This is a genomic window from Bradyrhizobium sp. SEMIA (assembly GCF_014844175.1).
Lineage (GTDB): Bacteria > Pseudomonadota > Alphaproteobacteria > Rhizobiales > Xanthobacteraceae > Bradyrhizobium > Bradyrhizobium arachidis.
This window is the reverse complement of sequence record NZ_CP046601.1, coordinates 2,063,870-2,090,329: the sequence shown is the minus strand read 5'-3', so window position 1 is coordinate 2,090,329 and position 26,460 is coordinate 2,063,870. Positions and strand designations below refer to the sequence as shown.

Here is a 26,460-nt window from a genome sequence, read left to right as displayed (position 1 = left end):
CTCTCCGCCCGCTAGACTGTTCGTGAGGAGAGAAACCCCCTCACCCGGCTTCGCTTTCGCGAAGCCACCCTCTCCCACAAGGGGAGAGGATAAGAACGTCACGCCGCCACGACGCGCGGGGCTTCCGGTGCGTTTGACGGCTGCACCGGCCTAGTCAGCATCGTCACCTCGCTGAAGCCGACGCCCCTCAGTTGCTCGCACATCAGCGTGCGCGCATCCTGCGCCATCGACGCATCGGGCACCACGACGGCGCGGGCATGCGCCGTCAGCAGCTCCGCAGGCAGGTCCGAAGCGCTACCGGCGTCGAGCAGCACGTGGTCATAGGCACGGAGTAGCGCGTCGACCGCGAGCGTCACCCGCGGCGATTGCAGCAGGCTGCGGTCGAAGCCGGGACGGCCGGCCATGACCAGGTGCAGCCGCGAGAGCTTGTCGCGGGTGATGACCTGCGCGAACGAGGCTTCACCCTGCATCAGCTCGGCAAGGCCAGGTGCCGTGGTATCGACGGACACGGCGGCGATGGTCAGCGACGCCCCGGCGAGATCGACCACGACGACCCGCGCGTCGCGCGCCAGATGCCGGGCGAGCGTCAACGTCGACAGCGTGATGGCTTCGCCCGAGGCGGTGCCGAGCACCGTGACTTTCTTGGCCGCAGCACCAGCCGCGCTCAGGCGCTCCGCCAGATGCTCGATCTCGGCGAACTCGCTGACATCGGCATCGGCCGTGATCTCCGGCTGGAGCGGCGCGGGCTCCGCCATGACCGGATCGACGAGCGGTTCGACGACCGGCTCGACCACCCGCTCCTGGCGCACCGGCGTCGGTGCCGGGACGACCGCCGCCACTGCGCGCGGCGCGGTCTGGCGCAGCAGCTCGCCGGTGACGACGACGCCGGACGACAGCAGCAAGGTCGCGATCGTCGCGATCAGCACGATCGGCAGCTTCTTCGGATAGGCCGGCGTGTTCGAGACGATGGCACGCGAGATGATGCGTCCGTCAGTCGGCGCGGTGTCGATGGTCTCGCGGGTGTTGGCCTCGCGGTATTTGGCGAGATAGGTCTCGAGCAGGTCGCGCTGCGCCTTGGCTTCGCGCTCGAGCGCACGCAGCTGTACGTCCTGACCGTTGGTCGAGGTCGCCTGCTTCTTGAGCTGCTCCAGGCTCGCCGACAATTCCTGCACCCGACCGCTGGCGAAGCGCGCGTCGTTTTCCAGCGAGCGGGCGATCTTGGCGGCCTCGTCGCGGATCTGGTTGTCGAGATCGGCAAGCTGCGCCTTCAGCTCCTTGATGCGCGGATGATTGCCGAGCAGCGTCGAGGATTGCTCCGCCAATTGCGCCCGCAGGGCTACGCGCTGCTGGGATGGCCCACGAATCGATTCCGAGTTCAGCACCTCGGAGGCCTCGATCGGCTTGCCGCTCTGGAGCATCTCGCGGATCAGCCGCGCCTTGGCCTCGGCATCGGCCTTCAATGCGCGCGCATTGTTGAGCTGGGTGTTGACCTCGCCCATCTGCTGGTTCGACAGCGTGGTGTTGTTGGTGCCGACGAACAGGCTCGACTTGGAGCGGAAATCCTCGGCCTTGGCTTCGGCCTCGGCGACGTTCCGCCGCAGCTCGTCGATCCTGCTGCCGTACCACTGGCTCGCGTTCTTGGCTTGATCCTGGCGCGCATCCTGCTGCAGCACCAGATAGCCGTCGGCGATCGAGTTGGCGACGCGCGCGGCAAGGTCGGGATCGGCGGACTGGAATTCGACCACGATGACGCGCGACTTGTCGACGGCATAGGCTTGCAGGCGCTCGTAATAGGCGTCGAGGACGCGCTCTTCCGGCGTCATCGAGAACGGATCGCGGCCGATGCCGACCAGCGCGGCCAGTGACTTCAGCGGCGAAATGCCTTGAAGCACCGGATCGAATTCGGGCCGCTCCGCAAGCTTGTTCTTCTTGATGATCTCGCGCGCGAGTTCGCGCGACAGCACGAGCTGCACCTGGCTGGTGACGGCTTCGGCGTCGAGCGCCTGCCGCTCCTCGGTGCGGTCGCTGTTCGGCCGCAGGAACACGTTCTCGCGGCCGTCGATCAGGATGCGCGCCTCGGATTTGTAGCGCGGCGTGACGAGATTGACGGCGGCAATGGAGGCGACGAGCGCGAGCACCGTCGGCACGATGATCCAGCCGCGCTTGCGCGCCAGCGCCGCGCCAAGCGCGTGCAGGTCGATGTCACCGGATTCCACGGGCGCCTGCTTAGGAGCAACAGGCGCAGGCTTTGCTTCGACCCTGGTGGCTTCAACCTCGGATGCGGCTTCGGCTTCCTTGGGTCCAGCCTTAGGTTCGGTCTTGGGCTTCGAAACAGCCCGCTCGATCACAGCCTTGTCCTTGCCGGCACGCCAGAACGCTAAACGCATCGAACACTCCCGCAGGGCAATGCTGCGACTCTACCTCAACCACGGCGATTACACTCCATTAAGGTTGCCGCTGGGTTAATCGCGCCGCACAGCGACCGGCGGACTTGCACCCGACACCGTTTGTTAACCACGAGGGCTCTTAATCCATCTCGATATTTCGAGAATTGTTCGAGCATCGCCTTCGAGCGCTGGTTCTGATCATGCCCCCCTCTTCCGACCGGCCGCTCCGCATCCTCCACGCCGTACGCGCGCCCGTCGGCGGCATCTTCCGCCACATCCTCGACCTCGCCAACGGGCAGGTTGACCGCGGCCATCATGTCGGCATTCTCGCCGACAGTCTCACCGGCGGCGAGCGCGCCGAGAAGGCACTTGTCGAGCTCGCGCCGCGGCTCAAGCTCGGCGTGCATCGGCTCGCAATCCGCCGCGAACCTTCTCCGGATGATTTCCTGGTGTGGCTGCGGATGCGCCGCCTGATCGCCGGCCTCAAGCCCGACGTCATGCACGGTCACGGCGCCAAGGCCGGCGCCTTCGTCCGGATGCGGCGGCGCTCCGACGACACCATTCGCATCTACACCCCGCATGGCGGCTCGCTGCATTACCCTCTCCACACGTTCAAGGGCGAATTCTACGCACGCCTGGAACGCACGCTGATGGATGCGACGGACCTGTTCCTGTTCGAGAGCGCCTTTGCCCGCAACACCTATCAGCGCATCGTCGGCACGCCCAAGGGCGTGGTGCACTGCGTCTTCAACGGCGTGACGTCGGAGGAGTTCGAGCCTGTTATCACCGCGGAGGATGCCACCGATCTCGCCTATGTCGGCGAGTTCAGGCACATCAAGGGCGCAGATCTGCTGGTCGATGCGGTGGCGCGCCTGCATGCAGGCGGCAGGAAGGTGACGCTGACGCTCGGTGGCGATGGCGAGGAAACGGCGACCTTGAAAGCGCAGGTCGAGAAGCTCGGCCTCGCCGGTGCCATTCGCTTCATCGGCCACGTCAAAGCGCGCTACGGCTTCTCCAAGGGCCGGCTGCTGGTGGTGCCTTCGCGCGGCGATTCCATGCCTTATGTCGTGATCGAAGCGGGAGCGGCCGGCATTCCCATGATCGCCGCCCGGGTCGGCGGCATCCCCGAGATCTTTGGTGCCGACAGTCCGGCGCTGTTCGCGCCGAGCAATGCCGAAGCGATGGCGGAAGCAATTGCAGCCGCGCTGGACGATCCACAAGGAACCGCACAGCGTGCATCCTCTCTGCGCGAGCGCATCTCCGCGCATTTCTCGCAGCAGGCGATGGTCGATGGCGTGCTCGCGGGCTATCGCGACGCATTTGCCAATCATTAACATTGTTCGGGTCGCTTTAGAAAATCTTCCGATTTGTTCGATAATCGACGTGCCAGGGGATGCTCACCCGGGGCGCAAAGTCGCTGCCCGCGGGTCTTTGGAATGGACGTGGACGCCCGTGGAACCGCTCAACGCACGCTCGATGCTCGATGCCGCGACCAGCGCCGCGGCCGTCCCGGTTGATAAACCCTTCGTCGAACGACGCCGCCGGCTTTCGCCGGCCGCGCTCGATGTCGTCAACCAGAAGGTCGCTCGCGCCTATTCGCCGATCGTGATCACAGGCTTCGTGCGCGCGGCCGACTTCACGCTGCTGAGCCTCGTCGGCGCCGCACTCTATGTCGGCTATGTCATGCCGCTGTCCGGCTTCAGCTGGGTCTATCCTGCGCAGATCGTTGCCGTCGCGGTGGCCGCCGTGGTCTGCTTCCAGGCTGCCGACATGTACCAGGTGCAGCTGTTCCGCGGCCATCTGCGGCAGATGACGCGGATGATCTCGTCCTGGTCGTTCGTCTTCCTGCTGTTCATCGGCGTCTCCTTCTTCGCCAAATTCGGCAGCGACACGTCGCGGCTCTGGCTCGCCGCCTTCTTCTTTCTCGGACTTGGCGTGCTGATCGGCGAACGCCTCGTGCTGCGCTCGCTGGTGCGCAACTGGGCCCGTCAGGGTCGCCTCGACCGCCGCACCATCATCGTCGGCTCCGACCGCAACGGCGAGGAGCTGGTCGAGGCGCTGAACGCGCAGGAAGACTCGGACATCCACGTGCTCGGCGTGTTCGACGACCGCAACGACAGCCGCGCGCTCGACACCTGCGCCGGCGCCCGCAAGCTCGGCAAGGTCGACGACATCGTCGAGTTCGCGCGTCGCACCCGCGTCGATCTCGTGCTGTTCGCGCTGCCGATCTCGGCCGAGACCCGCATCCTGGAGATGCTGAAGAAGCTCTGGGTTCTGCCGGTCGACATCCGCCTCTCCGCGCACACCAACAAGCTGCGTTTCCGGCCCCGCTCCTATTCCTATCTCGGCGAGGTGCCGACGCTGGACGTGTTCGAGGCGCCGATCACCGACTGGGATTTGGTGATGAAGTGGCTGTTCGACCGCGTTGTCGGCGGCCTTGCGCTGCTCGCGGCGCTGCCGGTGATGGGACTGGTGACGCTGGCGGTGAAGCTCGACAGCCCCGGCCCGGTGCTGTTCCGCCAGAAGCGCTTCGGCTTCAACAACGAACGCATCGACGTCTACAAGTTCCGCTCGATGTACCATCATCAGGCCGACCCAACCGCCTCGAAGGTCGTCACCAAGAACGACCCGCGCGTCACCCGCGTCGGCCGCTTCATCCGCAAGACCAGCCTCGACGAGCTGCCGCAGCTCTTCAACGTGGTGTTCTCCGGCAATCTCTCCCTGGTCGGCCCGCGCCCCCATGCGGTGCAGGGCAAGCTCCAGAGCCGCCTGTTCGACGAAGCCGTCGACGGCTATTTCGCCCGTCACCGCGTCAAGCCTGGCATCACCGGCTGGGCCCAGATCAACGGCTGGCGCGGCGAGATCGACAACGAAGAGAAGATCCAGAAGCGCGTCGAGTTCGACCTCTATTACATCGAGAACTGGTCGGTGCTGTTCGACCTCTACATTCTGCTGAAGACGCCGATCTCGCTGCTGACCAAGAACGAGAACGCGTATTGAGTTGAGTTGCTCTGTCATGCCCCGCGAAGGCGGGGCATCCAGTACGCCGAGACGCCGGGGCTGAACCTCGCTGCCGCGGAATACTGGATCGCCCGGTCGAGCCGGGCGATGACAGCGGTGTTTGTGGCGTACCAGTTGCGTAAGCGTATGAGCGTGTGATGGCGTATGCGGCGACAGCCGGTGGAGTGAACGTAGCCGGGCCGGCTGCGCCTGGCGTGCTGGCGCTCCAGCGTGCGCTGGTGTGGCTGGTCGGCGCCTCCGGCGCGATCGTCTTCATCGAACCGAGCCCCTACGAAATCGCGACGCTGCTTGCCACCGTCGCCTTCTTCGCCACCGGTTTGCGGCTGAAGCTCGTGCTGATACCGCTGGTGCTGATGCTGGTCCTGCTCAATGTCGGCTACACCATCAGCGCGATCCCGCTGTTCGAGCAGAGCGAGGTGGTGAGCTGGATCGCGACCTCCTGGTACATGGCAGTCACCGTGGTGTTCTTTGCGATGATCACCTCAGAGGACACCGCCGCCCGGCTCGACATGCTGCTGCGCGGCCTCGTGGTCGGCGCGATGGTTGCCTCGCTCGCGGCGATCGCCGGCTATTTCCACCTGGTTCCGGGCGGCGACGATCTCCTCACCCTCTACGGACGCGCGCGCGGCACGTTCAAGGACCCGAACGTGCTCGGCGCCTTCCTGATCCTGCCGGCGCTGTTCGCGCTCCAGAGCGTGGTCTCCGACAAGCTGGCCAAAGCGCTCCGGAACGTCATCGCCTTCGGCATCATGTCGCTGGCGATCCTGCTCGCCTTCTCCCGCGCCGCTTGGGGCGGGTTGGTGCTGACCTCCGCCTTCATGCTGGCGCTGATGGTCCTGACCAGCCGCACCAATGCGCAGCGCTCGCGCATCGTCGTCATGGCGATCGTCGCCGCCGTGCTGAGCCTCGCGCTGATCGCGGTCCTGCTGTCATTCGATTCCACCGCCGAGATGTTCAAGCAGCGCGCCAGCTTCGACCAGAGCTATGACGAAGGCCGCTTCGGCCGGTTCGGCAGGCACATCCTCGGCGCGGAGATGGCACTCGACCTGCCGCTCGGCATCGGCCCGCTGCAATTCCACCGCTTCTTTCCCGAGGACACCCACAACTCCTATCTCAACGCCTTCATGTCGGGCGGCTGGCTCTCCGGCGTGTGCTATCCCGCGCTGGTCTTCACCACCGTGATCATGGGCTTCCGAAACGTCTTCGTCCGCGTGCCCTGGCAGCGCGCTTATCTTGCGATCTTCTCTGCCTTCGTCGGCACCGTCGGCGAGAGCTTCGTGATCGACACCGACCACTGGCGGCACTTCTGGATGATGCTGGGCGCGATGTGGGGCATGATCGCCGCTGCGCAGGCCTACAAGATCAAGGTTTCGGACGAAGCTTCTTCAGCTTGAGATCAGGACGCTTCTCCGGCGGCGTGTCGAGCAGGCCCTTCAGCGCCTCGGTCGCCGCCAGCACGCCCTTGTAACCCTCGGTCGCGAAGCGCAGCAGCAGCCGCAGTTCCTCATCGGAATAGGCGCCAAATACCTTTTCCATCGCCTGCTGCATCGGCACGTAGAGCTGGCCGATTTTCATCGCCTTCTCCGGCACGACCGAAATGAAGACCTTGCGCCGATCTTTCTCGTCGCGCTCGCGGCGCACCAGGCCGGCCTTCTCGAGTCGGTCGACCACACCGGTGATCGCGCCCGTGGTCAGGCCGGTGACCTCGGCGAGCCGGCCTGCGGTGACGCGGCCCTCCAGATACAGGATGTCCATGCATTCGAGGTCGGAATTGGCAATTCCGGCAACGTTCGCAACGGTCTGGCCATAGAGCACGCCCTGCGCGGACGACCTGCGCATTGCCTCCTCGAGCTCCTGCAACAATGCCACGCGCGCTTTCGTCCTTGACAAGGCTGGCCTCGTATCTTAGTCGATATATATCTTAGTCACTAAGAGATTTAGCAACCTTAATTCCTCCTAGCACCACGGAAACGTCGGGAGCAAGCCATGTCCAGCCCTCCACGCAAGGCCCTGATCATCGGCGCCGGCATCGCCGGGCCAGTCGCGGCGATCCTGCTTCGCCGCGCCGGCATCGAATCCGCGATCTACGAGGCATGGCCCTATTCGAAAGGCATCGGCGGCGGGCTTCAGATCGCGCCGAACGGCATGCAAGTCATGGACGAGATCGGCCTTGCGGGCGAGCTGATCGGCCGCGGCTCGGTCGCGGAGTCCTTCGACTTCTACTCGCAAGGCGGCGAGCGGCTCGGCTCGATCAATCGCGACATGGAACGGCGCTTCGGCCAGCCGGCGGTCAATGTCTGCCGCGCTACGCTGAACGAGATATTGATCGACAAGGCCTGGTGCGCTTGCGTCTCGCTCTATTTCGAAAAGCGTCTGATCAAGATCGAGGATCGCGGCGACCAGCCGATCATTGCCTATTTCGCTGACGGCACCACAGCCGAAGGCGACTTCCTGATCGGCGCCGACGGCGTGCATTCCATCACCCGGCGCCAGGTGGTGCCGGACGGACCGCAGCCGTTCAACACCGGCCTGATCGGCTTTGGCGGCTTCGTGCCGCACGCCGTGCTCGACGGCCGGCCGATCGGCCGGCACGTCGAGACGACGTTCGGCCAGAGCGGGTTCTTCGGCTACGGCTATTGCAGCCCGGATCCGACCGACGGCGTGATGTGGTGGAGCACGCAGCCCGCCCACGGCATGGATGCCGCGATGTTCCGCGCGCTCGACCAGGCGACGCTGAAGCAGCATCTGCGCGGCTTCCACCGCGGCTGGCACAATCCGATCCCCGACATCATCGAAGCCGCCGAAAATATCGTGGTCACCGATACGCTCGACGTCGCGACCCTGCCGACCTGGTCGCGCAAGCGCTCGCTGCTGATCGGCGACGCCGCGCATGCGACCAGCCCCCATGCCGGCCAGGGCGCCTCGCTCGCGCTTGAGGATGCGATGAGGCTCGCACGCCTGATGCAGGACGGCCAGGAGCTCGGCACCACCTTCCAGGCCTTCGAGGCCGAGCGCCGCCCCCGCGCGGAGAAGATCGTTGCCATGGCCCGCCGCAACGGCAACAGCAAGCGCGAGTTCAGCGCCACCGGCGCGTGGATGCGCAATCAGATGATGAAGTGGCTGCTGCCGCTGGGCGCCAAGAGCATGGATTTCATGTACGCGTATGACGCGCGGGCGGCGTAGCGGGACACTGCCGTAGTAGCGACACACTGCCGTAGGGTGGGCAAAGCGCAGCGTGCCCACCATTTGCGAAGCGAAACCGCAGAGAGATGGTGGGCACGGCGCGTTGCGCCTTTGCCGACCCTACGAGAGCTGAATTAACTCTCCACCTCAAACCTCAGCCCAGCGTTCTCGACCAGCCGCCCGATCAGCTTGTGTTGCATCGCTGCGCCCGGCGTCCAGAGACCAGCCGGCACGTCAGGCGTGTCGCGCAACAGGCAGATCGCGCATTCGGAGACGATCTTCGCGGTCGACGCATAGCCGGGATCGAGATCGCCCTTCACCGCCGCGCGAACCTGACGGCCGTCGGGCGCAATCGCGACATAAAGCAGGTCGTAGTGACCGTTGTCGCGCTCTTCCTTCGTGGGGCCCTCGCCGGGCTTGAGCGCTTCAGGACCTGTCTTTTCGCTGTTGGCGGCCATGACGCGCTTGGCGTTGGCCTGCCCTTCTTCCCCCGCTCCCGTCAGCACCATCTCGTCGTAGACGAAATCCCTGCCATACGGGAATCCCATCAGCATGTTGGAGCGGTGGACGTTGCGCGTATTCAGCGTCGCCATCGCGAACGGGGCGGACCACGATTGCAGGTCCTCCTCGAAAACAGGCCTGTTGCCGCGCGGCTGTTTCGGCCCCTCGATGCCAGGCGTGAATGCGAAGGGGTCCTTGAGGATCGACACCAGGCTGAGATCCTGCGCGACTGCTTCGAAGGTCACCCTCGCGCTCGCCGAGGTGCCGCCTGAGAACTTCCAGCTGAGGTCGCGGACGCGCCCCTTGACGCGCGGCACTGGCGCTCCGAACACGCGCCTGGCTTCCTCCTGCACGAAGAACGCCCCGAGCTCGAACGGCACGGAATCGAAGCCGCAGGAGAAGATGATGCGCGCACCGCTCGCCTTGGCGGCCGCCTCATGCCTGTCGATCATCTGCTTCAGCCAGATCGGCTCGCCGCAGAGATCCATGTAGTCGGTGCCATCAGCGACACAGGCCGCAAGCAGATCGGATCCGTAAAGCTGGTACGGGCCGACCGTGGTGACGACCAGCCTCGCTTGATCGACCATCGCCCGCAGCGACGCGGGATCAGCGGCATCGGCAACGATGAGGGGCGTGTCCGCGGGGGCTCCGATCGCATCGAGAACGGAGGCGAGCTTGTCCCTGCTGCGCCCGGCGAGCGCCCAGCTCGGCGAGCCTTCACCGACATAGTGCGCGGCGAGATACTCGGCGACGAGCTGGCCGGTGTAACCGGTTGCACCGTAGACGACGATGTCGAACTTCGCTGACACAGATCACGCCTTCTGCAGGACCGTGGGGTCTAGGCTTCCACCCTGAACGTCAGCCCCGCGTGGTCCTGCAGCCGCTTGATCAGCTTGTGCTGCATCGCTGCGCCCGGCGTCCAGAAGCCGGCGGCGACATCAGTCGCATCACGCAGCATGCAGATCGCGCATTCGGAGATCATCTTCGAGGTCGAGCCGTAGCCGGGATCGCGGTCGCCGGTGACGCCGGCACGCACCATGCGACCGTCCGGCGCGATCGCGACATAGAGCAGGTTGAACAGACCGTTCTCCCGCTCTTCCTTCGACGGCCCCTCGCCCGGCTTGGGCGCGTTCGGGCCGGTCTTCTCGGCGTTGGCCGCCATCACACGTTTCGCGTTGGCCTCGCCTTTTTCGCCGGGACCGGTCAGGACCATCTCGTCGTAGACAAAGTCCTGGCCGTAGGGGAAGCCCATCAGCATGTTGGAGCGATGGACGTTGCGCGTGTTGATCAGCGCCATCATGAACGGCGCGGCCCAGGATTGCAGATCCTCCTCGAGCAGCGCCCTGTTGCCCTTCGGCTGTTTCGGACCGGTGAAGCCCGGCGTCAGCGCGAACGGATCGTTCAGGATCGCAACGAGGCTGATATCCTTTGCGACCGCATCGAAGGTCGCCTTCGCGCTCGCCGCCGTTCCGCCCGAGAGCGTACCGCGCATGTCGCGCACGCGCCCCTTCACGCGCGCGGCGGGAGCGCCGAACGCGCGTTTGGCCTCGTCCTGCACGAAGAACGCGCCGAGCTCGAACGGCACGGAATCGAAGCCGCACGAGAACACGATGCGTGCGCCGCTCTGCTTCGCCGCCGCCTCGTACTTGTCGATCATCTGCCGCATCCAGACCGGCTCGCCGCACAGATCGAAATAATCCGTGCCGCCAGCAACGCAGGCCGCGAGCAGGTCCTCGCCATAGAATTGATACGGACCGACCGTCGTGACGACCGACCTCGTCTGCGCCACCATCGCCTTCAGCGAGGCGGCATCCGACGCATCGGCGACGATCAGCGGCGTATCCGCGGGCGCGCCTATCGCATCGCGCACCGTTTTCAGCTTGTCGAGGCTACGGCCTGCCATCGCCCATTTGAGCGCCTTGTCGTCCTTGTAATGTGCCGCCAAGTATTCGGCGACGAGCTGGCCGGTGAAACCGGTCGCACCGTAGACGACGATGTCGAATTCCTGAGAGCTCATGGTCGTCCCTTACTTTTTCGCGTAACTCACGCCCATGCCGGCACGGACGTCGCTTTGAATACCATAGGGCGGGATCGGATAGCGCAGGCCGTTCTTCGCCAGCGCCTTCATCCCCTCGATCGCCTTGGCGAGATGGGAGGGCTTCAAGGCCATCAGCATCTCCTCGTCCGGCACGCCGCCATAGCGCCGTTCGGCATAGCATGGCAAGGACAGGCTGGGCTCGCCGGTCTTGAGCGCCCTGCCCCAGGAATCCGCGCAAGCGGTCTCGCCGACCACGCCCCATTCGAACTTCTTGTAGCCGGTATACTGCAGGCCGTTGATCAGGATGATCATCTGCCCGGGTGTCGCGTAGACGAGGCAGATGTCGGGCGGATCGAGCCGGCCGCTCTGGAGCGGACTGACCTCGAGCGCCTGGTAGTGCCCGAACGGCACGACGTCCAGCGCCTCCTGGCGCTTGCGCGCATCTTCGGCCGTGCCGTGCCATACGCCGACATAGTTTTCGCCGGCGAGCCATTTTTCGTCCTGTGGCGCGAGGCCGATCACCGCACGGCACTGTGCGCCGACCAGATCGTCGCCGGTGATGCCGACGGTCCAGCCCAGACGCGCGGCCATGCTAACGATCTGGTCGGTGGTATGGATCGCGTTCGGCCGCCGGATTTTCGGGATCGCCTCCATCTCCGCGGCTTGCGCGAACAGCTTCATGCCGATCACCGTCGTCTTCAGTCGCAACAGGCTATTGAGATCGGCGACGAGGCCGGCAAGATCGATCCTGTCTGCGCTCTGCTGCTGCATGGCATCCTCCGGGGCCGGCGATCGCGCGCCGGTGCTGTGTTCTTGTTTTGCAGCCCCCGTTCTAGTCCTTGCCCGGTCCCGGAAGCAACTCGCCGGTCCGTCCCGTGATGCGGTACGCCACAAGGCCGATCCATTCGCGCATGGCGACGTCGGTCTTGCTGAGGCCCTCCGCGCCGTTGCGGGTGAAGGCGAAAAGCGCGTCGCGCCCGCCCATCCGCCAGTCGACGGGATAGGCCTCGACGTCAAATCCGGCCTTGCGGAAGGTCCCCATCGCGCGCGGCATGTGGAAGGCCGAGGTGACCAGGAGCCACCGTTCGCCCGGCTTCGGCATCACCAGCTGCTTCGTGAAGATCGCGTTCTCCCAGGTGTTGCGGGACTCGCGCTCGAGGATCAGCCGCTCCTTCGCGATGCCCAGGCTTTCCAGGATCGGCGCGGAATAGTCGGCTTCCTTGGCCTCGGTCGAGATCAGGTTCGCCGAGCCTCCGGTGAAGACGACGCGCGCATTCGGATAACGGCGCGCGAGCTCGGCCGGCGCAAAGAAGCGATCGGCGGCGTGCGAGACCACCGGCGTGCGGTGCGCCGCCGACAAGTCGGAATCGACGGAGCCGCCGAGCACGATGATGCCGTCGGGCGCGCCGCGCGAGGAGTCCCACGCCGGAAACCGCGATTCCAGCGGGTACATCAGGAGATTGCCGAGTGGCGAAAATGCAACCAACGCCAGCAGGACCAGCGTGGTCACGGCCAGCTTGCGGCCGAGCGATGCAAAGCGCGTCACCATCAGCAGCAGCGACAGGATTCCGAGCTCGATCAGCAGATTGATCGGCAGCAGCGCGGTGCCGAGCGTCTTGGAAAGGACGAAATACAGGGGAGCCTCGCTGGAATGATCATGCCGGACTTGACCGGCCCATCCTTCTTCAGAAAATCTTCTTGAAAGAGGATCGATCGCCGGGTCAAGCCCGGGCTTATCAGGTTCTCATGACGAGCTCTGATGAAACCGGACGGACGCGACAAATGACCCATCATCACCTGCATTCAAGCCCCGAGACCTGCCATTGGGGCTTCTTCGAAGCCGCCCTCAAGCCCGTCCTCACCATCGCGAGCGGCGACGAGGTGACGGCCGACACCATCAGCGGCGGCCCGGACGTGCTGCCCGACCGCAACAAGTTTCACATTCCGCCGGAGATGCACGAGGTTCATGCCAAGAACGAGCGCATGCTGCCCGGCCACATCCTCACCGGCCCGGTCGCGGTCGAGGGCGCCGAGCCCGGCGACGTGCTCGCGGTCGAGATCCTCGACGTCCAGCTCCGGCAGGACTGGGGCTGGAACATGATCAAGCCGCTGTCGGGCACCCTGCCCGATGATTTCCACGCGACGCGTGTTCTCAACATCCCGCTGGACCAGACGCGGATGGTTGGCCGCATGCCGTGGGGCCTCGACCTGCCCCTCAAACCGTTCTTCGGCGTGATGGGCGTGTCGCCGCCGCCGGCTTGGGGCCGCATCTCCTCGCTGGTCCCGCGCGCGATGGGCGGCAATCTCGACAACAAGGAGCTTGGTGCGGGGGCGACACTGTACCTGCCGGTGTTCGTGCCGGGCGCGCTGTTCTCCTGCGGCGACGGTCATGGTGTGCAGGGCGATGGCGAGGTCTGCGTCACCGCGATCGAGACCGGGCTCCGGGGCCGCTTTCGGCTGACCCTGCGCAAGGATCTCAAGTTCGACTATCCCCGCGCCGAGACGGCGACGCACTACATCACCATGGCGATGGACCCCGACCTCGACCAGTGCGCGGTGCGCGCGCTACGCGACATGATCGTGCTGCTCGGCGAGGTGCGAAACCTGTCACGCGAGGATGCCTACACGCTGTGCAGCCTGGCGGCCGATCTCAGGGTGACCCAGACCGTCAATGGCGCCAAGGGCATCCATTGCATGATCGAAAAGGCGATCGCGCACGGCTGAGCCAAACCGCCTTCCCTGACCTGCTGACGCCACGCCGCCGCCCTGCCTTCCGGGCGGCGCGCTGAGCCGCGCCAAATTTCACGTGTGATTCCAACGGGCTGAGCCACGAACTCAACCTGCATTTGACTTCCACCCCTGAACCTAAATAGAGTCTTAATCGTTACTTTTATGTACCCGAGTAAGAGGCTAGCGTTCGGCCATGGCCACCGAAAAAGCCGAGACTGACCGCATTCCCGTAACCTTGGCGCTCTCGACCATCACCTACCTGGAGAAACTGGTGAGACAGGGCACCCATGGCACCAGCGTTCCCGGCGTCGCGCGGACATTGATCGAGGAAGGCATCCGTCTCGCCATCAAGGACGGGCTTTTGTCGATTCGCGACAATGGCAGGACGTGAGCGCGCAGCGGACGCGAGGCGGACGGATCTTGCGATGCGGATGGCCAACATCTGCAACCTGGGACCGTTACAATGCCTGTTCTCTCACCTACCTGGACTGACGAGCGAATTGAACTTCTGAAGCAGCATTTCGAAGCCGGCCTCTCCTGTCGCGAGATCGCGGCCGATATCGGCGTCAGCCGCAATGCCGTGATCGGCAAGCTGTCCCGGCTCAATCTGACGCGCAGCCGCGCGGTCGAAGACCGCAGGCTCGAGCGAAGCCTTGCGCCGCCGGCCCGCGCGACCCGCGCCGTACCGCGGCTGCAATACGAGATGCTTGCCACGATCTACGGCGAGACCGGCGCGCCCGTGATGGCCGGGCCGATCGATGACACCAATCGCTGCTCACTGCTCGAGCTGTCCGAGAATCGCTGCCGCTGGCCGATCTCGTCGCCGGGCGAAGAAGATTTCTGCTTCTGCGGCAACGCCGCGCCCGACGGCCAGCCCTATTGCGCCGGCCACAGCCGCCTCGCCTACCGGCCGAATTCGCGTGCCCGCGTGATGCGCGGCTAGCTTGTTGGTTGGCGCGTTTTCCTGACGCGAACCGGTATCGACTTCGCTCGAAAACGCTTTCCCCCAAAAACGAAAAACCTCCGGCGGGGCATCACCGGAGGTCTCTGGAGGCTTAGCGTGAAGCTAAGAGCCGTGACTTTCGTAATCGGCTGAAGAGAATATAGCTGATCAAGTCAGGTAAGTAAATAAGTTTGAAGACGATCGAATCGCATGGCTCGTCTTCGTGGCCTGCAGAGGCTGCCGGATTTTCCGAAATCCGTCCCTGCCAGAAGGCCCCTCTCGCAAAAAAGCCCCGGCGGTGTCCCGCCGGGGCTAAGGTCAGATCAGACAGACCTTGAGCTTACCAGTTGCGCTGGGCGCGCAACAGCAGGCTGTAGGTGTCCTGGTCCTTCAGCTCGTAGGTGGCCGCCGGCTTGGCGACGCTCGTCAGAGCACCGGTCGTGATCGTGCCCGAGTACTTCTGGTCGAGATGGCTGTAGGTGAAGTCGGCCGAGAAGGTCAGGTTCTTCACCGGCGTCCAGCGGGTGATGACACCCACCTGGCCGATGTTGAAGTCCGGGTTGCAGGTGCCGGTCAGGGTGGCGAACGCGGCGCTGCCGCAGATCAGGCCCTTGGCCGTGCCGCTGTAGTTGACCGCAGCCCACGCGCCGTACAGCGCCGTGTTCCAGTACGGGCTCCAGTTGTGGGTGTAGGCACCACGGAAGCCGTAGGTCTTGGTCAGCTCCATGCCACCGCCGGGAGCGAACACAGCGTCAGACACGCCGGCAAAGCCGATGCTCTGATAGGCGGCGTTCGAGCTGCCGAACATCGAGTAGCTGGTCGCGGCCAGCTCCTGGAAGTTGTAGCGGCTCGCACCGTCGGTGTAGACGCCCGAGATGTTGATCACGTCGCCAGCGCCGGTCGGGATGTTCTTGATCTGCAAGGCGAGCTGAACGGCCCAGCCCCACTTGTCTTCGGGGTGACCGGTGATTTCGCTCGCACCGTAGTAGGCGGCGTGGTTGTCGTGCGCGGCGACCGACGCCTGGAACAGACCCCAGGCCTGATCGACGCGGACCATGCCGACGAGGTCCGGAGACCGGGTGCCGCCGAGCGTGTTCGAGCCGTAGGCACCGCCGAGAACGCCGGTGGTGGACATGCCCGCGGTGTTCCAGATCGCGGTCTGGAAGACCTGCGTCTGGTCCTGCGCCGAGAACGCAGCCGTCACGCCCTGACCGAAATCAGCGGTGTAGGTGATCTGGGCGACGCCGTTGGTGGTGCCGCTGCCGCCGACCAGCTGGTCGAAGTTGTTGCCGGGATAGTTGATCCAGGGCGCGTCGAACTGCGACACGGCCTTACCGAGAGTGAAGCCGGCGAACTGGATGAAGGCGTAGTAGACGCCGAGCGCGCCGCCCGAGATCGCACCGTCGGTGCCGTTGACGGCGCCGCCGGTCGAACCGACGAGGCCGGTGCCGGCCGCGTTGAGGCCGAGCGTGCCGCTGTACTGGGTCCCGCCAGTGCCCGAGCCGGTGCCGACATAGTTGCCGGTCGTCCAGGTGAAGACCGCGTCGAAATAGGTGCGGACCACGCCGTATTCGGTCGCGGTGCGCGTGTCGATGTTGAGATCTTCACGAGCGCGCATCGAGTAGTAGTTCGTCAGGCGGTTGTTGGCCGCGAAGACGTTGTTGTAGGAAGCGCTGTAGTTGCCGCCGGAATTCAGCGCGACTTCGGCACGCAGATAGCCGCCCAGCTTGATGCAGGTGTCGCTGCCCGGGATGTAGTAGAAACCCGCGCCGTAGAGCGAGCAGACCTTCACGTACTCGACCGCCTTGGCCTTGACCGGAAGATCAGCCGCCTGAGCTCCACCGACGGCGATCAGACCCGCCGCAGTGCCGAGCAAAAGGCTCTTCACCACTTTCATTTAAAACCTCCAAGTTCTCATTTTACGGAGACCGGACCGTGAGGCCCCCCAGATCCCCATCTCTTCAAATCCGCTCGGCCGCTTCGCGCTTTCGGACACACCCGCATTCGACGCGAGGTACGTGAGCGAACCACCTGCAACGGGACGATCGAGTACCCCCCACCGTCACGGAGCAATATGCCTGCGCCGTTCCGCTAATCAAAATAGTTTATCTGCTCAGCTTTGTTGTTTCATTAAACCTGTGCCCCGCGGGCAACACCAGGGTCGACCGATCTGCTGAGTCGGTCATCTTTGTAATTTTAGTGACAAAATTACCCTGCTCTGCACTTGCGTCAGAGCAGGCTTGCGTGGACTATGGCCTTCCACGACACCAGCCCAGAAGAATCAGATCACGGGAGTGACGCTGTGTCCGCAACGAGGAAGGAAGGAGCGCGCCTGCGCTCCATCGGAAATCTCGATATCATCCGGCGTTTCACCTGGGAGATATCGTCGATCAACATGTATCTGGAAGAACTGCGTCAGTTCTGGGCCAGAACGCTCGGCATCAGCGGCCCGCAATGGCTGATCCTGATGGCGATCTCCGACCTCGACAAGGACGACGGCATCCCGGTCAACGTGGTCTCCAAGCTGCTCCACGTCGATCCGTCCTTCGTCACGACCCAGTCCAAGCTGCTCGAGAAGAAGGGCCTGTTGCGCCGTCGCCCCTCCCCGACCGACGCCAGGGTGGTCCGCCTCTCCCTGACCGAGAAGACGCAGAAGCACCTGGCGAGCCTCAACGAGCAGTACAAGACCATCAAGGAATTCGTCTTCCAGGAGTTCGACGAGAACGAGCTCACCGAGTTCACCGCCAAGCTAGCGACGCTGAAGACCCGCCTGGAGAAGGCTTGCGTCCGTCTCAGCCTCGAGTTCTGACGCGCGACGCCGCCGCTAGAGCATGATCCGGAAAAGTGCGCAGCGGTTTTCCGAAAAGATCGTGCTCAAACAATTACCTAAAGCGCGATGACGATTCGTCCTGATCTCATCGCGCTTTAGATGCGCGCGGCACCGAGCCGCGATTCGAGCCAGTCGAAGATGTATTCGTTGGCAAGACTCGGATTATCCGCATGCGCTTGCGCTGCGCCGGTCTCCGCCGCGGTGAACACCTTGAGCATGACATCCGAGCTGCCGAGCCGGGAGGTCTGAACGATCTGACGGGCCCGATCGGCCTTGAGCCAGCCGTCCTCGCCCAGCGTGATCAGCACCGGACAATCGGCGCTGGAGGCCATCAGCGGCGCGTGCGGCACCGGGACGATGCTGACGTCGCTCATGGCAAACCGGCTGGCGAAAAAGGCGCGCTCGTGCAGGTCCCACAGCCCGCCATCGCAGACGGCGGCGGCAAGCCGCGGCTCCTGCAACACGGCGCGCGCCACGAAGGAAGAGCCCCAGCCATCGGCGACGATCGCAACGCGGTCGAAATCGACGTCGCGGCGGGTCTCCAGATAGTCCATGACGCCCGGAATCGCGCTCTCGAGATCCCGCCGCCGCAACAGCACGTCGAGATAATCGTCGCGCTGCTCGCCGAACAGATCCAGCGCCAGCATCGAGAAGCCGCGCTCGCGCGCATGCGGCGCGAGCTTGAACAGGAACTCCTCCTTGCGGTGGCCGGGCTCGCCGATGCAGATCACGGTCGGAGCCCGCCCGCCTGCCGCCGTCGCGGGCAGGAAGTAGCCCTGCAAGGCATGATCCTCGATCCAGGGTATCGTCACGACCTCGCCGGACGGGCTGCGCGCCGTGAGATAGCGGCGAGCGCATTCCTGCATCGCGAGCACCGCAACCCAGCGCCGCTCGTCGGCCTGGTCCAGCGGCATCGCCGCTGCGCCATAGTAGTTCAGCGCACGCAGCCAATTGCGCTGCGCCGTCGCCATGTGGCCTTCGGTGAAGGCGGCTTCGGCACGCTGACGGTTCACTTGCGCGAGCTTCTTCCACTCGCGATGCCAGGATTGCTCGTCGCCCCGCTTGAGCTGGCGCGCGATCATCAGACATTCTGCGATCGTGGCGCCGCCCTCCTGGGCCGCGGTGAGGAGCCGCGTGAATTCAGCGGAGATGTCCTCTCTCTCCGGGCAGAGGGTCCATTCGTCGGAGAGGCATGCGGGTATCATCGGGAGCTACGCTCTATCATCGCGTTACCCCTGATTCACTAAACTATTTTGGTTCCCTGACCAAGACGCCGTGCGCCGAATGAGACCCGTTTAACATCACCATCGCTTGAACGATGCTTGATGGGCAGCGGTGTCGCATGCGTGACATTCCAATTCGTCATAAGGCGCCGGACATTGGCAGGAGGTGGCACGTAAAATCATCGGCGCACCTCTTGCCATGACGCGCATCATACATACATCCGCGCGCCATCGTTGACGGCGTCAGCAGGCAGGTTCAGCCGAGACGCCAGCCGACCTCCTGCGTGAAACTTTCGTAGAAGGCGCGGTCATAGGCTTGCTCCGGCGTGGCGCGCACGCGCTCGTCAAGACGCTTTGCATCGTCGCCCACAAGAATCCGCCATCGCTCCGCCCTGACCCCGTCGAGAATGATCTTGGCGGCCTGCGCGGCGGTCGTCGGCGCATCCTCGAGGAAGCTGCGGGCGCGCTCGGCGAACACCGCCTGGATATCCTCATCCGACATCCTGTCGGCATCCGGCACGCCGGCCACAACCATCCGCTTGCGGGTCAGCGCGACCTCGTCGGCGTTGAGGCGGTCGGAGCCGTCACTGCTCTGCACCTTGCGTGAATTGGAAACGATCGAGGTGCCGATGTGGCCGGGCATCACCACCGAGCATTTGACGTGCGGTGCATGCAGGCGCAGGTCGTTGATCAGCGCCTCGGTAAATCCCTTCACCGCGAACTTGGCCGAGCTGTAGGCGGTGTGCGCCTGGTTCATGCCGATCGAGGCCCAGAAACCGTTGACGCTCGCGGTGTTGACGATGTGGGCCTCATCCGCGGCGACCAGCATCGGCAGGAAAGTGCGCACGCCGAGATAGACCCCGCCCCAGCAGATGTTGAAGGTACGCTCCCACTGCTCGCGCGTGTTGGTGAACAGACTGCCGCCGCCACCGATGCCGGCATTGTTGAACAACAGATGGATCTTGTCGGTCTTCTGCTGCTCGGCGAGCTCGTCGCGAAAACGCTTGAGGTGATCCTCGATCGCGACGTCGGCGACATGCGTCGTGATGCGCAGTCCCTGCGGCAGCTTCTCGACCTCGCAGAGCCGCCTGGTCTCGGCCATCGCCGCTTCCGAGACGTCGCACATCGCGACATTGCAGCCCTCGGCAACGAGCTGCCGGGCGAGCTCGCGTCCCATGCCCGTGCCGCCGCCGGTGATGACGGCGATCTTTCCTGCAAAATCCTTCATGGGACGTCGATCCCTCCCCTTGTCGGTCTGTTTCTTTGTGGCCGCGCCACCGACAGCGGCGCGCGCAAAATGTAGCAGCACCGCTTCTGCGCGCAAAAGCGGATCGACACGGCGCGCCGATCAAACATTGCGCCTTATTTCGACGCGCGGACTATTCCGCGCGAATCCGAGACGTGACGAGCTCGGCACGACCCGCAGCTGCCGGCTGACCACGCGATGCACAGCGTATCGAGGCACTGGCCGCCGCTGTGGCGCGGCCGCCACAGGCGATTGATCCCGCCGGTTCCCCGTATTTGTCCGGCTTCGGTTTAAGGGCAATTTTTTTACAATCCGAATCGCCCACTGGAACCGGACGCTGGGTCGAGTCGGCTAGGCCAGCGTGTTGTTTGCGTCACAGGCTCTGGCACTCCGCTTGCATCCTCTTCGTGGTCAGAAACTACCGATGAGGTGACTGGAATGTTCGTGACTGTCGTAGCCGTGCTCTGCCGGCTTGGTGCATCCGCCACAGGCGGCTGCGTCGAAGAAATCGTGACCGACAGCAACATGACGCCCGAGATGTCGATGATGCAGTGTGCGGTCGGCGCACAGGCCCCCTTGGCGAAATGGATGGGCGAGCATCCGATCTATCACGCCAATTGGCGCCTCGAGCGCTACAAATGCGTGCCGGGCCATTACGAGATCAAGGGCCACGCCTAAGGGCCCGCAAAACGACGTCCATCCGAGGAAACGCCCGGGGGCTGCCTTGTCCCTCTATGCGGATACAGCGCCAGACTCATCGAGGCGGCGCCTTGCGTGACAATGGTCACGCCTTTCCCTCAAGCCACCGCTCGCAAAATGATCCCGCGCGCTTGCCGCCCTTCCGGCGTCGGCATCAGCGCATAATTGTGCGGCTGGTCACGGAGCAGATGCAGCTCGACCGGCACGCCCACCGCCCTCGCCCGCTCCGCAAGATCGACGCTGTCGGGATAGAGCAGATCGCGCGTGCCGGAAAAGATCGTCATCGGCGCAAGCGCGCGGAAGGCGCCATTGAGCGGGCTGACGAAGGGATGGCCGACATCGAGCTCGCCGGCATAGAGGCGCGCGGCCTCGACGATCCCCGGGATGTCCTGGATCGGATCGCGCGCCGCGATCGCCGTCTGCTCCGGGCGGCTGACCGAGGCCTCGGCCGCAGGCGAGATCAGCATCAGCCGGTTCGGCTGCCGATGGCCGCGATCGCGCAGCCATTGGCATGCGGCGAGCGCGAGGCCCGCGCCGGCCGAATTGCCGACCACCGTGACCTTTGCCGGCCCGGCATCCTCCAGCAGCATCCGCAGCAGCTCGGCCGTCGCCGGCACGACGTCCTTCGCCGTGGCGCGCGGCGCCAGCGGATAGATCGGCACGACGCAGACGACGCGCGCCTTGCGCGTCATCTGGCCGATGAAGCGCCAATGCGCCGGCACGATCTCGTTGATGTAGCCGCCGCCATGCAGGAACATGACGAAGTTGCAGCCCTCATGACCCGACGACGGCGCCGTGTAGTAGACCGGCCAGCCGCCCATCTTGGTCAGCGTCGCCTCGACGCCGCGGCCAAGTCCCGTCGGCTCGAACGAGGCCGGCTGCAACGCGAGCTTCTGCACATGGGCCTGCACCGCCTCGGCTGACGCGAGCTGCTCCTTATACGGGCGCTGCCGCAGCAGCAGGTTGAAGGCGCGGCTTTGCAGACTCGGCGCCGGATCGCGCGGCGCCTGCGCACCGAACATGCAACCGCCGGGGCAAAACTGCAAAGCCGACACAAGTCTTGCAACGCTCATGGTCCGTTCTCCGCCTTGGCTCAGCATCCATATGGCGACAAAGCAGCTTGCCGGAAGGCCGCACTTCGCCGTTATAATGCGAGTGATCGCTCGTTTTTCCTACTCGCATTTGGATTCGACGCCATGGCGCGCAGGCCGCCGACAAAACCCCGGAAAAATGCCTCGCAAGCGCGCTCGCGCGCCACCGTCGACGCGCTGATCGAGGCAACCGCTCGCATTCTGGTCCGCGAAGGTTTCGAGAAGACCAGCACCAACCGCATCGCCGAAATCGCTGGCGTCAGCGTCGGCTCGCTCTACCAGTATTTTCCGAGCAAGGAGGCGCTGGTCGCTGCCGTGATCGACCGTCACAACGACGAGATCATGCAAATCGTCCGCGCCGCCTTCGTCGAGGTCGCGGAGATGCCGGTCGAGAAGGCGGTGCGCCGGCTCGTCACGGTCGCAATCGAGGCCCATCACATCGATCCGAACCTGCATCGCGTCCTCGCCGAGCAGATCCCGCGCTCGGGGCGGCTGGCCGAAGTCGAGGCCTTCAATCACGAGGTCCACGCCCTCGTGCGCGCCTATTTCGAAAGCCGTCGCAAGGAGATGCGCAAGATCGACCTCGATATGGCGACCTTCATCTGCGTCAGCGCGATCGAGGCGGTGGCGCACAACACGGTGCTGCACCAGGCCGACATGCTGTCCGATAAGACGGTGAAGGTGCTGGTCGACGAGACGACAAGGATGGTGGCGGGCTACTTGCGTCCATCCGCTTAGCACGCGCCGCCCTGTTACAGATCTGTCGCACTTCAAGAAAGCGTGCGCGAGCCTCGTCGAGGTCTTGAACTTGGCGAAAAAGCCCCACTTATCCGGCGAGCGACAAAATACCTGAGAAAGTCAGCTAATGCAGTCACCAGAATGGAAGGCAATGAGCGTCGCCGGAACGATTTCGCTCCTGTCGGTGACCCTGCTGGCCGCCGACGCAACGCTCGACCTGAGCGCCAGCGGGTTCGCCAAGCGCCTCGAAAGCGCGCAGGCGTCCATCGTGGACGCGGTGGGACCGCGCCAGCTCGCCTTCGCCGTCCGGACCTGGGCCCATGGCAAGCCACTGCCCGAGCAGCAGTGCGAGCATAGCGCGGCGATCGCGCAAAGCTTTGGTCCATTTGAGAAGAAAATGGTCGGAGCGAGAGGATTTGAACCTCCGACCCCTAGTCTCCCAGTGGGATACTCACATTCCAGCATTCCATAGTTCCTTCAGTAGCTTAGCTGGCCTTGCGGCCTGTGGTTCGGGACTTCTTTCGGGACTTCTGCATCGCGTCCACGCCAGCCGCGACCTCGTCGTCGACAACGTGCGCGTACTTGGTGGTGGTCTTGATGTCGGCGTGGTTGAGCGCCCGCTGCACCAGCTTCAGGTTCTTGGTTTCGCGCAGAAGCTTGGTTGCGAAATCGTGCCGGAAGTCGTGGAATCTGAAGCCGAAGACGCCAGCAGCGGCCCTTGTCCGCTTCCACACAGTCTTCAGCCCGTTGTAAGTGATGGGGTACCGCTGCCCCTTGATCAAACCAGCGGCCTTTTTGGTTCGCCGGGCGACGTAAGTGAACACTGCCGCGGGATGGTGCCCGCGCAGTGGCCAAAGGATCTGGCGGATTGCATCGGTGATGGGCACAGAGACGCGCTTATCGCCCTTTCCCTGCTTCTCGATCTTGCGGGCGTCCCAGTTCACCTCGGACCAGCGCAGAAGACACTCGTTCAGGCGAAGCCCCGATGCGCTGGCCAGTTCGAAAACCGCCCGGTAGTCGTCTCTGGTGGCATCTTCCAGCCGATCTGCCTCGTCTCCGCGAAGCTCGCGAACAATCTCCTGCGGCTCCTTAAGCCAATGCTGCTTCCAGTTCGGTTCGTGGTCGAAGCGGATACCCCAGGCCTTGGCCCTGGTGAATAGTTTCTTGAGCATCTCGGTTGTGCTGCGATTGACCGTCGCTGGTGCAATCAGGGGTGCGAGCTTCTTTTTCCCTTTGCCGTGACGGGTAACGCGGTGCCCCCGTCGCCATGCAATCAGCCTTGCGACATCGTCGTCCCTGATCTCCGTCAGTGACTTTGTCGTTCCAAAATAGTCGATCAACCGCTCGATATCTCGCCAAGTAGTGTCGGCGCCCGCGTGGTGCTGACCGACCTCATTCCAATATCTGCCTGCAACATCGTCCAACTTGGTCGACGCCGGCGATGTTGTGGTCTTTACGAATTGCTTCGCCCTGTCGCGCTCGGCCCGCTCGTAGGTTTCGGCATCGCGCCTGTTCGTGCATCCCGTAGAGCCGTGAAAGCGACTACCCTTGTATTGGAAGTCGAAATGGTAGAACGGGCTGTCTTTGTGCTTGTAGACTGACACGGGACGTCCCTCCGGGCTCTGCGCTCGATCAACTCGTCGATATCCTCATCTGTGAATTTGCGGCGCTGTTTCTTGCTGCCGCGCCCCACGTTGATGTAGCGAAGTTCACCGTCGCGGACATATCCGTTCAGCGTCTTCACCGACACGCCCAAACGCTCTGCTGCACTTTGTGGGGATCGGAGGTGTGGGGACATTAGGCGTCCTTCGCAGAGCGGTCGCTAGGCTTCGCAGCGCTGAACTGTCTCGCAAAAAGCGAATCGACCGGTTTGAGAGTCGCAACAGCCGACGGTGAAGCCATGTTATCAACCACCAGCGCAACGGCAGCCAATGTGTGCTGGGTAAATCCGGCCGTGAGCTGGAGGCGATGCGCGCCCTTTGCCTTGCCGCCGCGATCGGGGCCAAACGTCACGACACCCATCACCTGGGGGCCGTCCCAATCTCGCAGAAATTCGATTTCAACGGATGGGACCAATCGATTGAACCGGACTTCGACGCTGATATGTTCCCCAAACTTCAGGGTTTCGGGTTGATGGGGCGTAATCAAGCCCTCTCTGATCAGATCCTCCATCCGCTTGTGACGATGAGGATTGTCTTTCTCGTTGATCCACTGCGCCCACAGATCGTTTGGAATCTCGGCTGCAGGAATGTGGCGAAACAAATCTGCCAATTGACCAGTCAGCGTGGACTTGATCAAGAACTCGAAAAAATTACCGAAATTTCCTGGGATTCGGACTCCACGCGTTCCCGGTGAGGTGTCCGGACGAACGCTGTAACCTGCGAGGAAATTTATGCCCGCAGTGAGAAATTCTGCACCCTGAAAATCATAGAAGCGACCGTTTTTCAGATTGCGAAACGTCTCGACGGCCGCACCCGCTTCACGGGTGACGGCAGTGCCTGCAATCGCCATCAGCAAATTGGCCGCGTCCCCGATATTCATTTCCGCGGCGCTTCGTCCACGCCCCGATTGACCGATGACGCCGGCTTGTCTGGCAAAGCGACCGTAAGCGAACACGGTAGCGGCAGGCAAGCCCGTAACCGCGGCGATGGCTTCCACCAAACTGCTTAAAGTTGCCATGGGCCCCCGAACTGTTGCCACAACATTAGATCCTGCCATTTGTTGCGTCAACAATTGGTTCGCTGATACTCCCCAGAAATTGCGATGACTAAGCCAACTCGGGTTGATCGACGTTCGATCGGACCCATTCCGGACCTGCACGGGAAAGGTCTGTTTCTCGGGGCAAAGCGGAACGTTGCTTACCTGGATATGATCGGCTCCTTTTGACCCGGAGCGGACCTTTCACCGGTTCTCATGGCGTGCTGGGTCGGAGAAGCGGGAGGCGGCAATCACTTCGCTTTGGCGAAGCAACACAGCAGGTTTGAGATAGTCTACATGGAAGTTGTGGTGTCCTAATTCCCGTCTGCGGGTGTCCTGTTGAACCCTTGAGCGCCTCGGTCAGACATATGAGATCGGGATTTTACAATCTCCCTCCCGGGGCTGGAAGCCGCCGCCTGCGCTGATTTTCAAGCGGGCGGCGTTTCGTTTCGCCCATGCAAACTGCCACCGTCCTAATTCCCCTCTGCGGATGTCGAGCTGAACGAGAAAAAAGCCCCAGCTCGCAGGGGGCGATGGAGCTGGGGCCGACTTGGGGTCACACCCTTTTGGGGAAGGGTGTCGGGAAAACGTGGCAATCGCCCAAACGTTCCTGTCCTAATTTCAAGTCGCGAGTGTCCGAATAGGACAGCACCCGTTGGAACGAATTGCTGGCTTTAACTTATGTAACTCATTCGGGCCGGGTTAAGTGCATGCCTGAGAGCCAGAAGGCCGAAATACTCAAGCAACAGCCGCAGGAAAAAGGCCCCCGGTGCCCAACCTGCGCAGCCTTTCCCCGCCTGACACAATCCCTACTCGACAGTCGGAAGGGCAAGACCGTTCGCCTCTATCAATGCCGGTGCGGCGAACGCGTTTGGGACGATTGAGTGTATGGTGCTGCATGGACCGCGCCATCCTTCGAGAGCACCTAACCAAGCCCGACGACACGCCGCGATGGGTGAGCATCATCTTGCCCGGCAGGAGCAGCTAATCGCGGAATTGGACCGGAATGGCCACGATACCACGGGCGCCATGAGGATGCTTGCCACGTTGAGGCGCACGCAAGAACTGCATAAGCTCGATATTGAGCGCCTGCTAGTGAACTGGCAAAGTAAGGCCGCCTCGGTTGGCGGCCT

The 26,460-nt window shown here is 63.7% G+C and carries 23 protein-coding genes and 1 pseudogene; 11 read left to right on the top strand and 13 right to left on the bottom strand.

Annotation, left to right across the window (positions count from 1 at the left end):
- Positions 1–98: 98 nt before the first annotated feature.
- A complete protein-coding gene (locus tag FOM02_RS10115; RefSeq protein ID WP_027559540.1) occupies positions 99–2,387 on the bottom strand; it encodes a GumC family protein in 2,289 nt (762 codons plus the stop codon).
- 200 nt (positions 2,388–2,587) lie between these two features.
- On the opposite strand from FOM02_RS10115, the gene FOM02_RS10110 reads away from it, so the two are divergent.
- The 3 genes from FOM02_RS10110 (at position 2,588) to FOM02_RS10100 (ending at position 6,802) form a co-directional block, all read left to right on the top strand.
- Positions 2,588–3,721, top strand: a complete 1,134-nt coding sequence (locus tag FOM02_RS10110; protein WP_027559541.1) for a glycosyltransferase family 4 protein — start codon at positions 2,588–2,590, stop codon at positions 3,719–3,721.
- Between the two features lie 118 nt (positions 3,722–3,839).
- Positions 3,840–5,387, top strand: a complete 1,548-nt coding sequence (locus FOM02_RS10105; protein ID WP_027559542.1) for an undecaprenyl-phosphate glucose phosphotransferase — start codon at positions 3,840–3,842, stop codon at positions 5,385–5,387.
- 158 nt (positions 5,388–5,545) lie between these two features.
- Positions 5,546–6,802, top strand: coding sequence for an O-antigen ligase family protein (locus tag FOM02_RS10100; RefSeq protein ID WP_027559543.1), 1,257 nt, complete (start codon positions 5,546–5,548; stop codon positions 6,800–6,802).
- Here FOM02_RS10100 and FOM02_RS10095 read toward each other — a convergent pair.
- Positions 6,771–7,247 (bottom strand): MarR family transcriptional regulator, encoded by a 477-nt coding sequence (locus tag FOM02_RS10095; protein ID WP_051378454.1) that lies wholly within the window; start codon positions 7,245–7,247, stop codon positions 6,771–6,773. The genes FOM02_RS10100 and FOM02_RS10095 overlap by 32 nt on opposite strands.
- Before the next feature lie 147 nt (positions 7,248–7,394).
- Here FOM02_RS10095 and FOM02_RS10090 point away from each other — a divergent pair, with 147 nt between their 5' ends.
- Positions 7,395–8,591: an FAD-dependent monooxygenase gene (locus tag FOM02_RS10090; protein WP_027559545.1), complete on the top strand. Its 1,197-nt coding sequence runs from the start codon at positions 7,395–7,397 to the stop codon at positions 8,589–8,591.
- A 134-nt stretch (positions 8,592–8,725) separates the two neighbouring features.
- Here the strand turns inward: FOM02_RS10090 and FOM02_RS10085 are convergent, their stop codons facing one another.
- The 4 genes from FOM02_RS10085 to FOM02_RS10070 all read right to left on the bottom strand — a co-directional run bounded on the left by FOM02_RS10085 (position 8,726) and on the right by FOM02_RS10070 (position 12,679).
- Entirely contained in the window at positions 8,726–9,901 is a 1,176-nt protein-coding gene (locus FOM02_RS10085; protein WP_027559546.1) for a saccharopine dehydrogenase family protein, read from the bottom strand.
- A 29-nt stretch (positions 9,902–9,930) separates the two neighbouring features.
- Positions 9,931–11,109 (bottom strand): saccharopine dehydrogenase family protein, encoded by a 1,179-nt coding sequence (locus FOM02_RS10080; RefSeq protein ID WP_027559547.1) that lies wholly within the window; start codon positions 11,107–11,109, stop codon positions 9,931–9,933.
- A gap of 9 nt (positions 11,110–11,118) precedes the next feature.
- On the bottom strand, positions 11,119–11,901 hold the full coding sequence (locus FOM02_RS10075; RefSeq protein ID WP_265441742.1) for a DUF169 domain-containing protein: 783 nt from the start codon (positions 11,899–11,901) through the stop codon (positions 11,119–11,121).
- A 61-nt stretch (positions 11,902–11,962) separates the two neighbouring features.
- Positions 11,963–12,679 carry a YdcF family protein gene (locus tag FOM02_RS10070; RefSeq protein ID WP_231164040.1) on the bottom strand — a complete coding sequence of 239 codons (717 nt, stop codon included), beginning with the start codon at positions 12,677–12,679 and terminating at the stop codon, positions 11,963–11,965.
- Positions 12,680–12,912: 233 nt separating this feature from the next.
- On the opposite strand from FOM02_RS10070, the gene FOM02_RS10065 reads away from it, so the two are divergent.
- From FOM02_RS10065 to FOM02_RS10055, 3 genes are all read left to right on the top strand, one after another.
- Entirely contained in the window at positions 12,913–13,854 is a 942-nt protein-coding gene (locus FOM02_RS10065) for an acetamidase/formamidase family protein (protein WP_027559550.1), read from the top strand.
- A gap of 199 nt (positions 13,855–14,053) precedes the next feature.
- A complete protein-coding gene (locus FOM02_RS10060; protein WP_007603456.1) occupies positions 14,054–14,251 on the top strand; it encodes a hypothetical protein in 198 nt (65 codons plus the stop codon).
- A gap of 72 nt (positions 14,252–14,323) precedes the next feature.
- Positions 14,324–14,803, top strand: a complete 480-nt coding sequence (locus tag FOM02_RS10055; RefSeq protein ID WP_027559551.1) for a GcrA family cell cycle regulator — start codon at positions 14,324–14,326, stop codon at positions 14,801–14,803.
- A 340-nt stretch (positions 14,804–15,143) separates the two neighbouring features.
- Here the strand turns inward: FOM02_RS10055 and FOM02_RS10050 are convergent, their stop codons facing one another.
- Positions 15,144–16,700 carry a porin gene (locus FOM02_RS10050; RefSeq protein ID WP_027559552.1) on the bottom strand — a complete coding sequence of 519 codons (1,557 nt, stop codon included), beginning with the start codon at positions 16,698–16,700 and terminating at the stop codon, positions 15,144–15,146.
- A 405-nt stretch (positions 16,701–17,105) separates the two neighbouring features.
- Here FOM02_RS10050 and FOM02_RS10045 point away from each other — a divergent pair, with 405 nt between their 5' ends.
- Positions 17,106–17,612, top strand: a complete 507-nt coding sequence (locus tag FOM02_RS10045; protein ID WP_027559553.1) for a MarR family winged helix-turn-helix transcriptional regulator — start codon at positions 17,106–17,108, stop codon at positions 17,610–17,612.
- 116 nt (positions 17,613–17,728) lie between these two features.
- Here the strand turns inward: FOM02_RS10045 and FOM02_RS10040 are convergent, their stop codons facing one another.
- The gene (locus FOM02_RS10040) at positions 17,729–18,838 is read right to left on the bottom strand and encodes an alpha/beta hydrolase family protein (RefSeq protein ID WP_027559554.1); all 1,110 of its coding nucleotides are present in this window, start codon (positions 18,836–18,838) and stop codon (positions 17,729–17,731) included.
- Between the two features lie 274 nt (positions 18,839–19,112).
- A complete protein-coding gene (locus FOM02_RS10035; RefSeq protein WP_027559555.1) occupies positions 19,113–20,084 on the bottom strand; it encodes an SDR family NAD(P)-dependent oxidoreductase in 972 nt (323 codons plus the stop codon).
- Between the two features lie 456 nt (positions 20,085–20,540).
- On the opposite strand from FOM02_RS10035, the gene FOM02_RS10030 reads away from it, so the two are divergent.
- Positions 20,541–20,780, top strand: coding sequence for a hypothetical protein (locus FOM02_RS10030; protein WP_027559556.1), 240 nt, complete (start codon positions 20,541–20,543; stop codon positions 20,778–20,780).
- A 119-nt stretch (positions 20,781–20,899) separates the two neighbouring features.
- Here the strand turns inward: FOM02_RS10030 and FOM02_RS10025 are convergent, their stop codons facing one another.
- Positions 20,900–21,874, bottom strand: coding sequence for an alpha/beta fold hydrolase (locus tag FOM02_RS10025; RefSeq protein ID WP_027559557.1), 975 nt, complete (start codon positions 21,872–21,874; stop codon positions 20,900–20,902).
- 123 nt (positions 21,875–21,997) lie between these two features.
- On the opposite strand from FOM02_RS10025, the gene FOM02_RS10020 reads away from it, so the two are divergent.
- On the top strand, positions 21,998–22,630 hold the full coding sequence (locus FOM02_RS10020; protein WP_027559558.1) for a TetR/AcrR family transcriptional regulator: 633 nt from the start codon (positions 21,998–22,000) through the stop codon (positions 22,628–22,630).
- Between the two features lie 151 nt (positions 22,631–22,781).
- Complete coding sequence (locus tag FOM02_RS10015; protein WP_265441741.1) at positions 22,782–23,102, top strand: hypothetical protein; 321 nt, start codon at positions 22,782–22,784, stop codon at positions 23,100–23,102.
- 13 nt (positions 23,103–23,115) lie between these two features.
- Here FOM02_RS10015 and FOM02_RS10010 read toward each other — a convergent pair whose 3' ends face one another.
- The 3 genes and pseudogenes from FOM02_RS10010 to FOM02_RS10005 all read right to left on the bottom strand — a co-directional run bounded on the left by FOM02_RS10010 (position 23,116) and on the right by FOM02_RS10005 (position 25,288).
- Positions 23,116–24,234 carry a tyrosine-type recombinase/integrase gene (locus FOM02_RS10010; protein WP_265441740.1) on the bottom strand — a complete coding sequence of 373 codons (1,119 nt, stop codon included), beginning with the start codon at positions 24,232–24,234 and terminating at the stop codon, positions 23,116–23,118.
- A 29-nt stretch (positions 24,235–24,263) separates the two neighbouring features.
- Positions 24,264–24,428: pseudogene (locus FOM02_RS47095) on the bottom strand (helix-turn-helix domain-containing protein); the annotation flags it as partial.
- Positions 24,428–25,288 carry a hypothetical protein gene (locus FOM02_RS10005; RefSeq protein WP_265441739.1) on the bottom strand — a complete coding sequence of 287 codons (861 nt, stop codon included), beginning with the start codon at positions 25,286–25,288 and terminating at the stop codon, positions 24,428–24,430. The gene FOM02_RS10005 and the pseudogene FOM02_RS47095, both read right to left, overlap by 1 nt.
- Between the last annotated feature and the right edge of the window lie 1,172 nt (positions 25,289–26,460).

Bases quoted from the DNA above. Each gene is read 5' to 3' on its own strand.
- FOM02_RS10115 (WP_027559540.1), bottom strand. From the start codon at position 2,387: ATGCGTTTAGCGTTCTGGCGTGCCGGCAAGGACAAGGCTGTGATCGAG.
- FOM02_RS10110 (WP_027559541.1), top strand. From the start codon at position 2,588: ATGCCCCCCTCTTCCGACCGGCCGCTCCGCATCCTCCACGCCGTACGC.
- FOM02_RS10100 (WP_027559543.1), top strand. From the start codon at position 5,546: ATGGCGTATGCGGCGACAGCCGGTGGAGTGAACGTAGCCGGGCCGGCT.
- FOM02_RS10095 (WP_051378454.1), bottom strand. From the start codon at position 7,247: ATGCGCAGGTCGTCCGCGCAGGGCGTGCTCTATGGCCAGACCGTTGCG.
- FOM02_RS10090 (WP_027559545.1), top strand. From the start codon at position 7,395: ATGTCCAGCCCTCCACGCAAGGCCCTGATCATCGGCGCCGGCATCGCC.
- FOM02_RS10080 (WP_027559547.1), bottom strand. From the start codon at position 11,109: ATGAGCTCTCAGGAATTCGACATCGTCGTCTACGGTGCGACCGGTTTC.
- FOM02_RS10075 (WP_265441742.1), bottom strand. From the start codon at position 11,901: ATGCAGCAGCAGAGCGCAGACAGGATCGATCTTGCCGGCCTCGTCGCC.
- FOM02_RS10070 (WP_231164040.1), bottom strand. From the start codon at position 12,679: ATGGTGACGCGCTTTGCATCGCTCGGCCGCAAGCTGGCCGTGACCACG.
- FOM02_RS10065 (WP_027559550.1), top strand. From the start codon at position 12,913: ATGACCCATCATCACCTGCATTCAAGCCCCGAGACCTGCCATTGGGGC.
- FOM02_RS10060 (WP_007603456.1), top strand. From the start codon at position 14,054: ATGGCCACCGAAAAAGCCGAGACTGACCGCATTCCCGTAACCTTGGCG.
- FOM02_RS10055 (WP_027559551.1), top strand. From the start codon at position 14,324: ATGCCTGTTCTCTCACCTACCTGGACTGACGAGCGAATTGAACTTCTG.
- FOM02_RS10050 (WP_027559552.1), bottom strand. From the start codon at position 16,700: ATGAAAGTGGTGAAGAGCCTTTTGCTCGGCACTGCGGCGGGTCTGATC.
- FOM02_RS10040 (WP_027559554.1), bottom strand. From the start codon at position 18,838: ATGATACCCGCATGCCTCTCCGACGAATGGACCCTCTGCCCGGAGAGA.
- FOM02_RS10035 (WP_027559555.1), bottom strand. From the start codon at position 20,084: ATGAAGGATTTTGCAGGAAAGATCGCCGTCATCACCGGCGGCGGCACG.
- FOM02_RS10030 (WP_027559556.1), top strand. From the start codon at position 20,541: ATGTTCGTGACTGTCGTAGCCGTGCTCTGCCGGCTTGGTGCATCCGCC.
- FOM02_RS10025 (WP_027559557.1), bottom strand. From the start codon at position 21,874: ATGAGCGTTGCAAGACTTGTGTCGGCTTTGCAGTTTTGCCCCGGCGGT.
- FOM02_RS10020 (WP_027559558.1), top strand. From the start codon at position 21,998: ATGGCGCGCAGGCCGCCGACAAAACCCCGGAAAAATGCCTCGCAAGCG.
- FOM02_RS10015 (WP_265441741.1), top strand. From the start codon at position 22,782: ATGAGCGTCGCCGGAACGATTTCGCTCCTGTCGGTGACCCTGCTGGCC.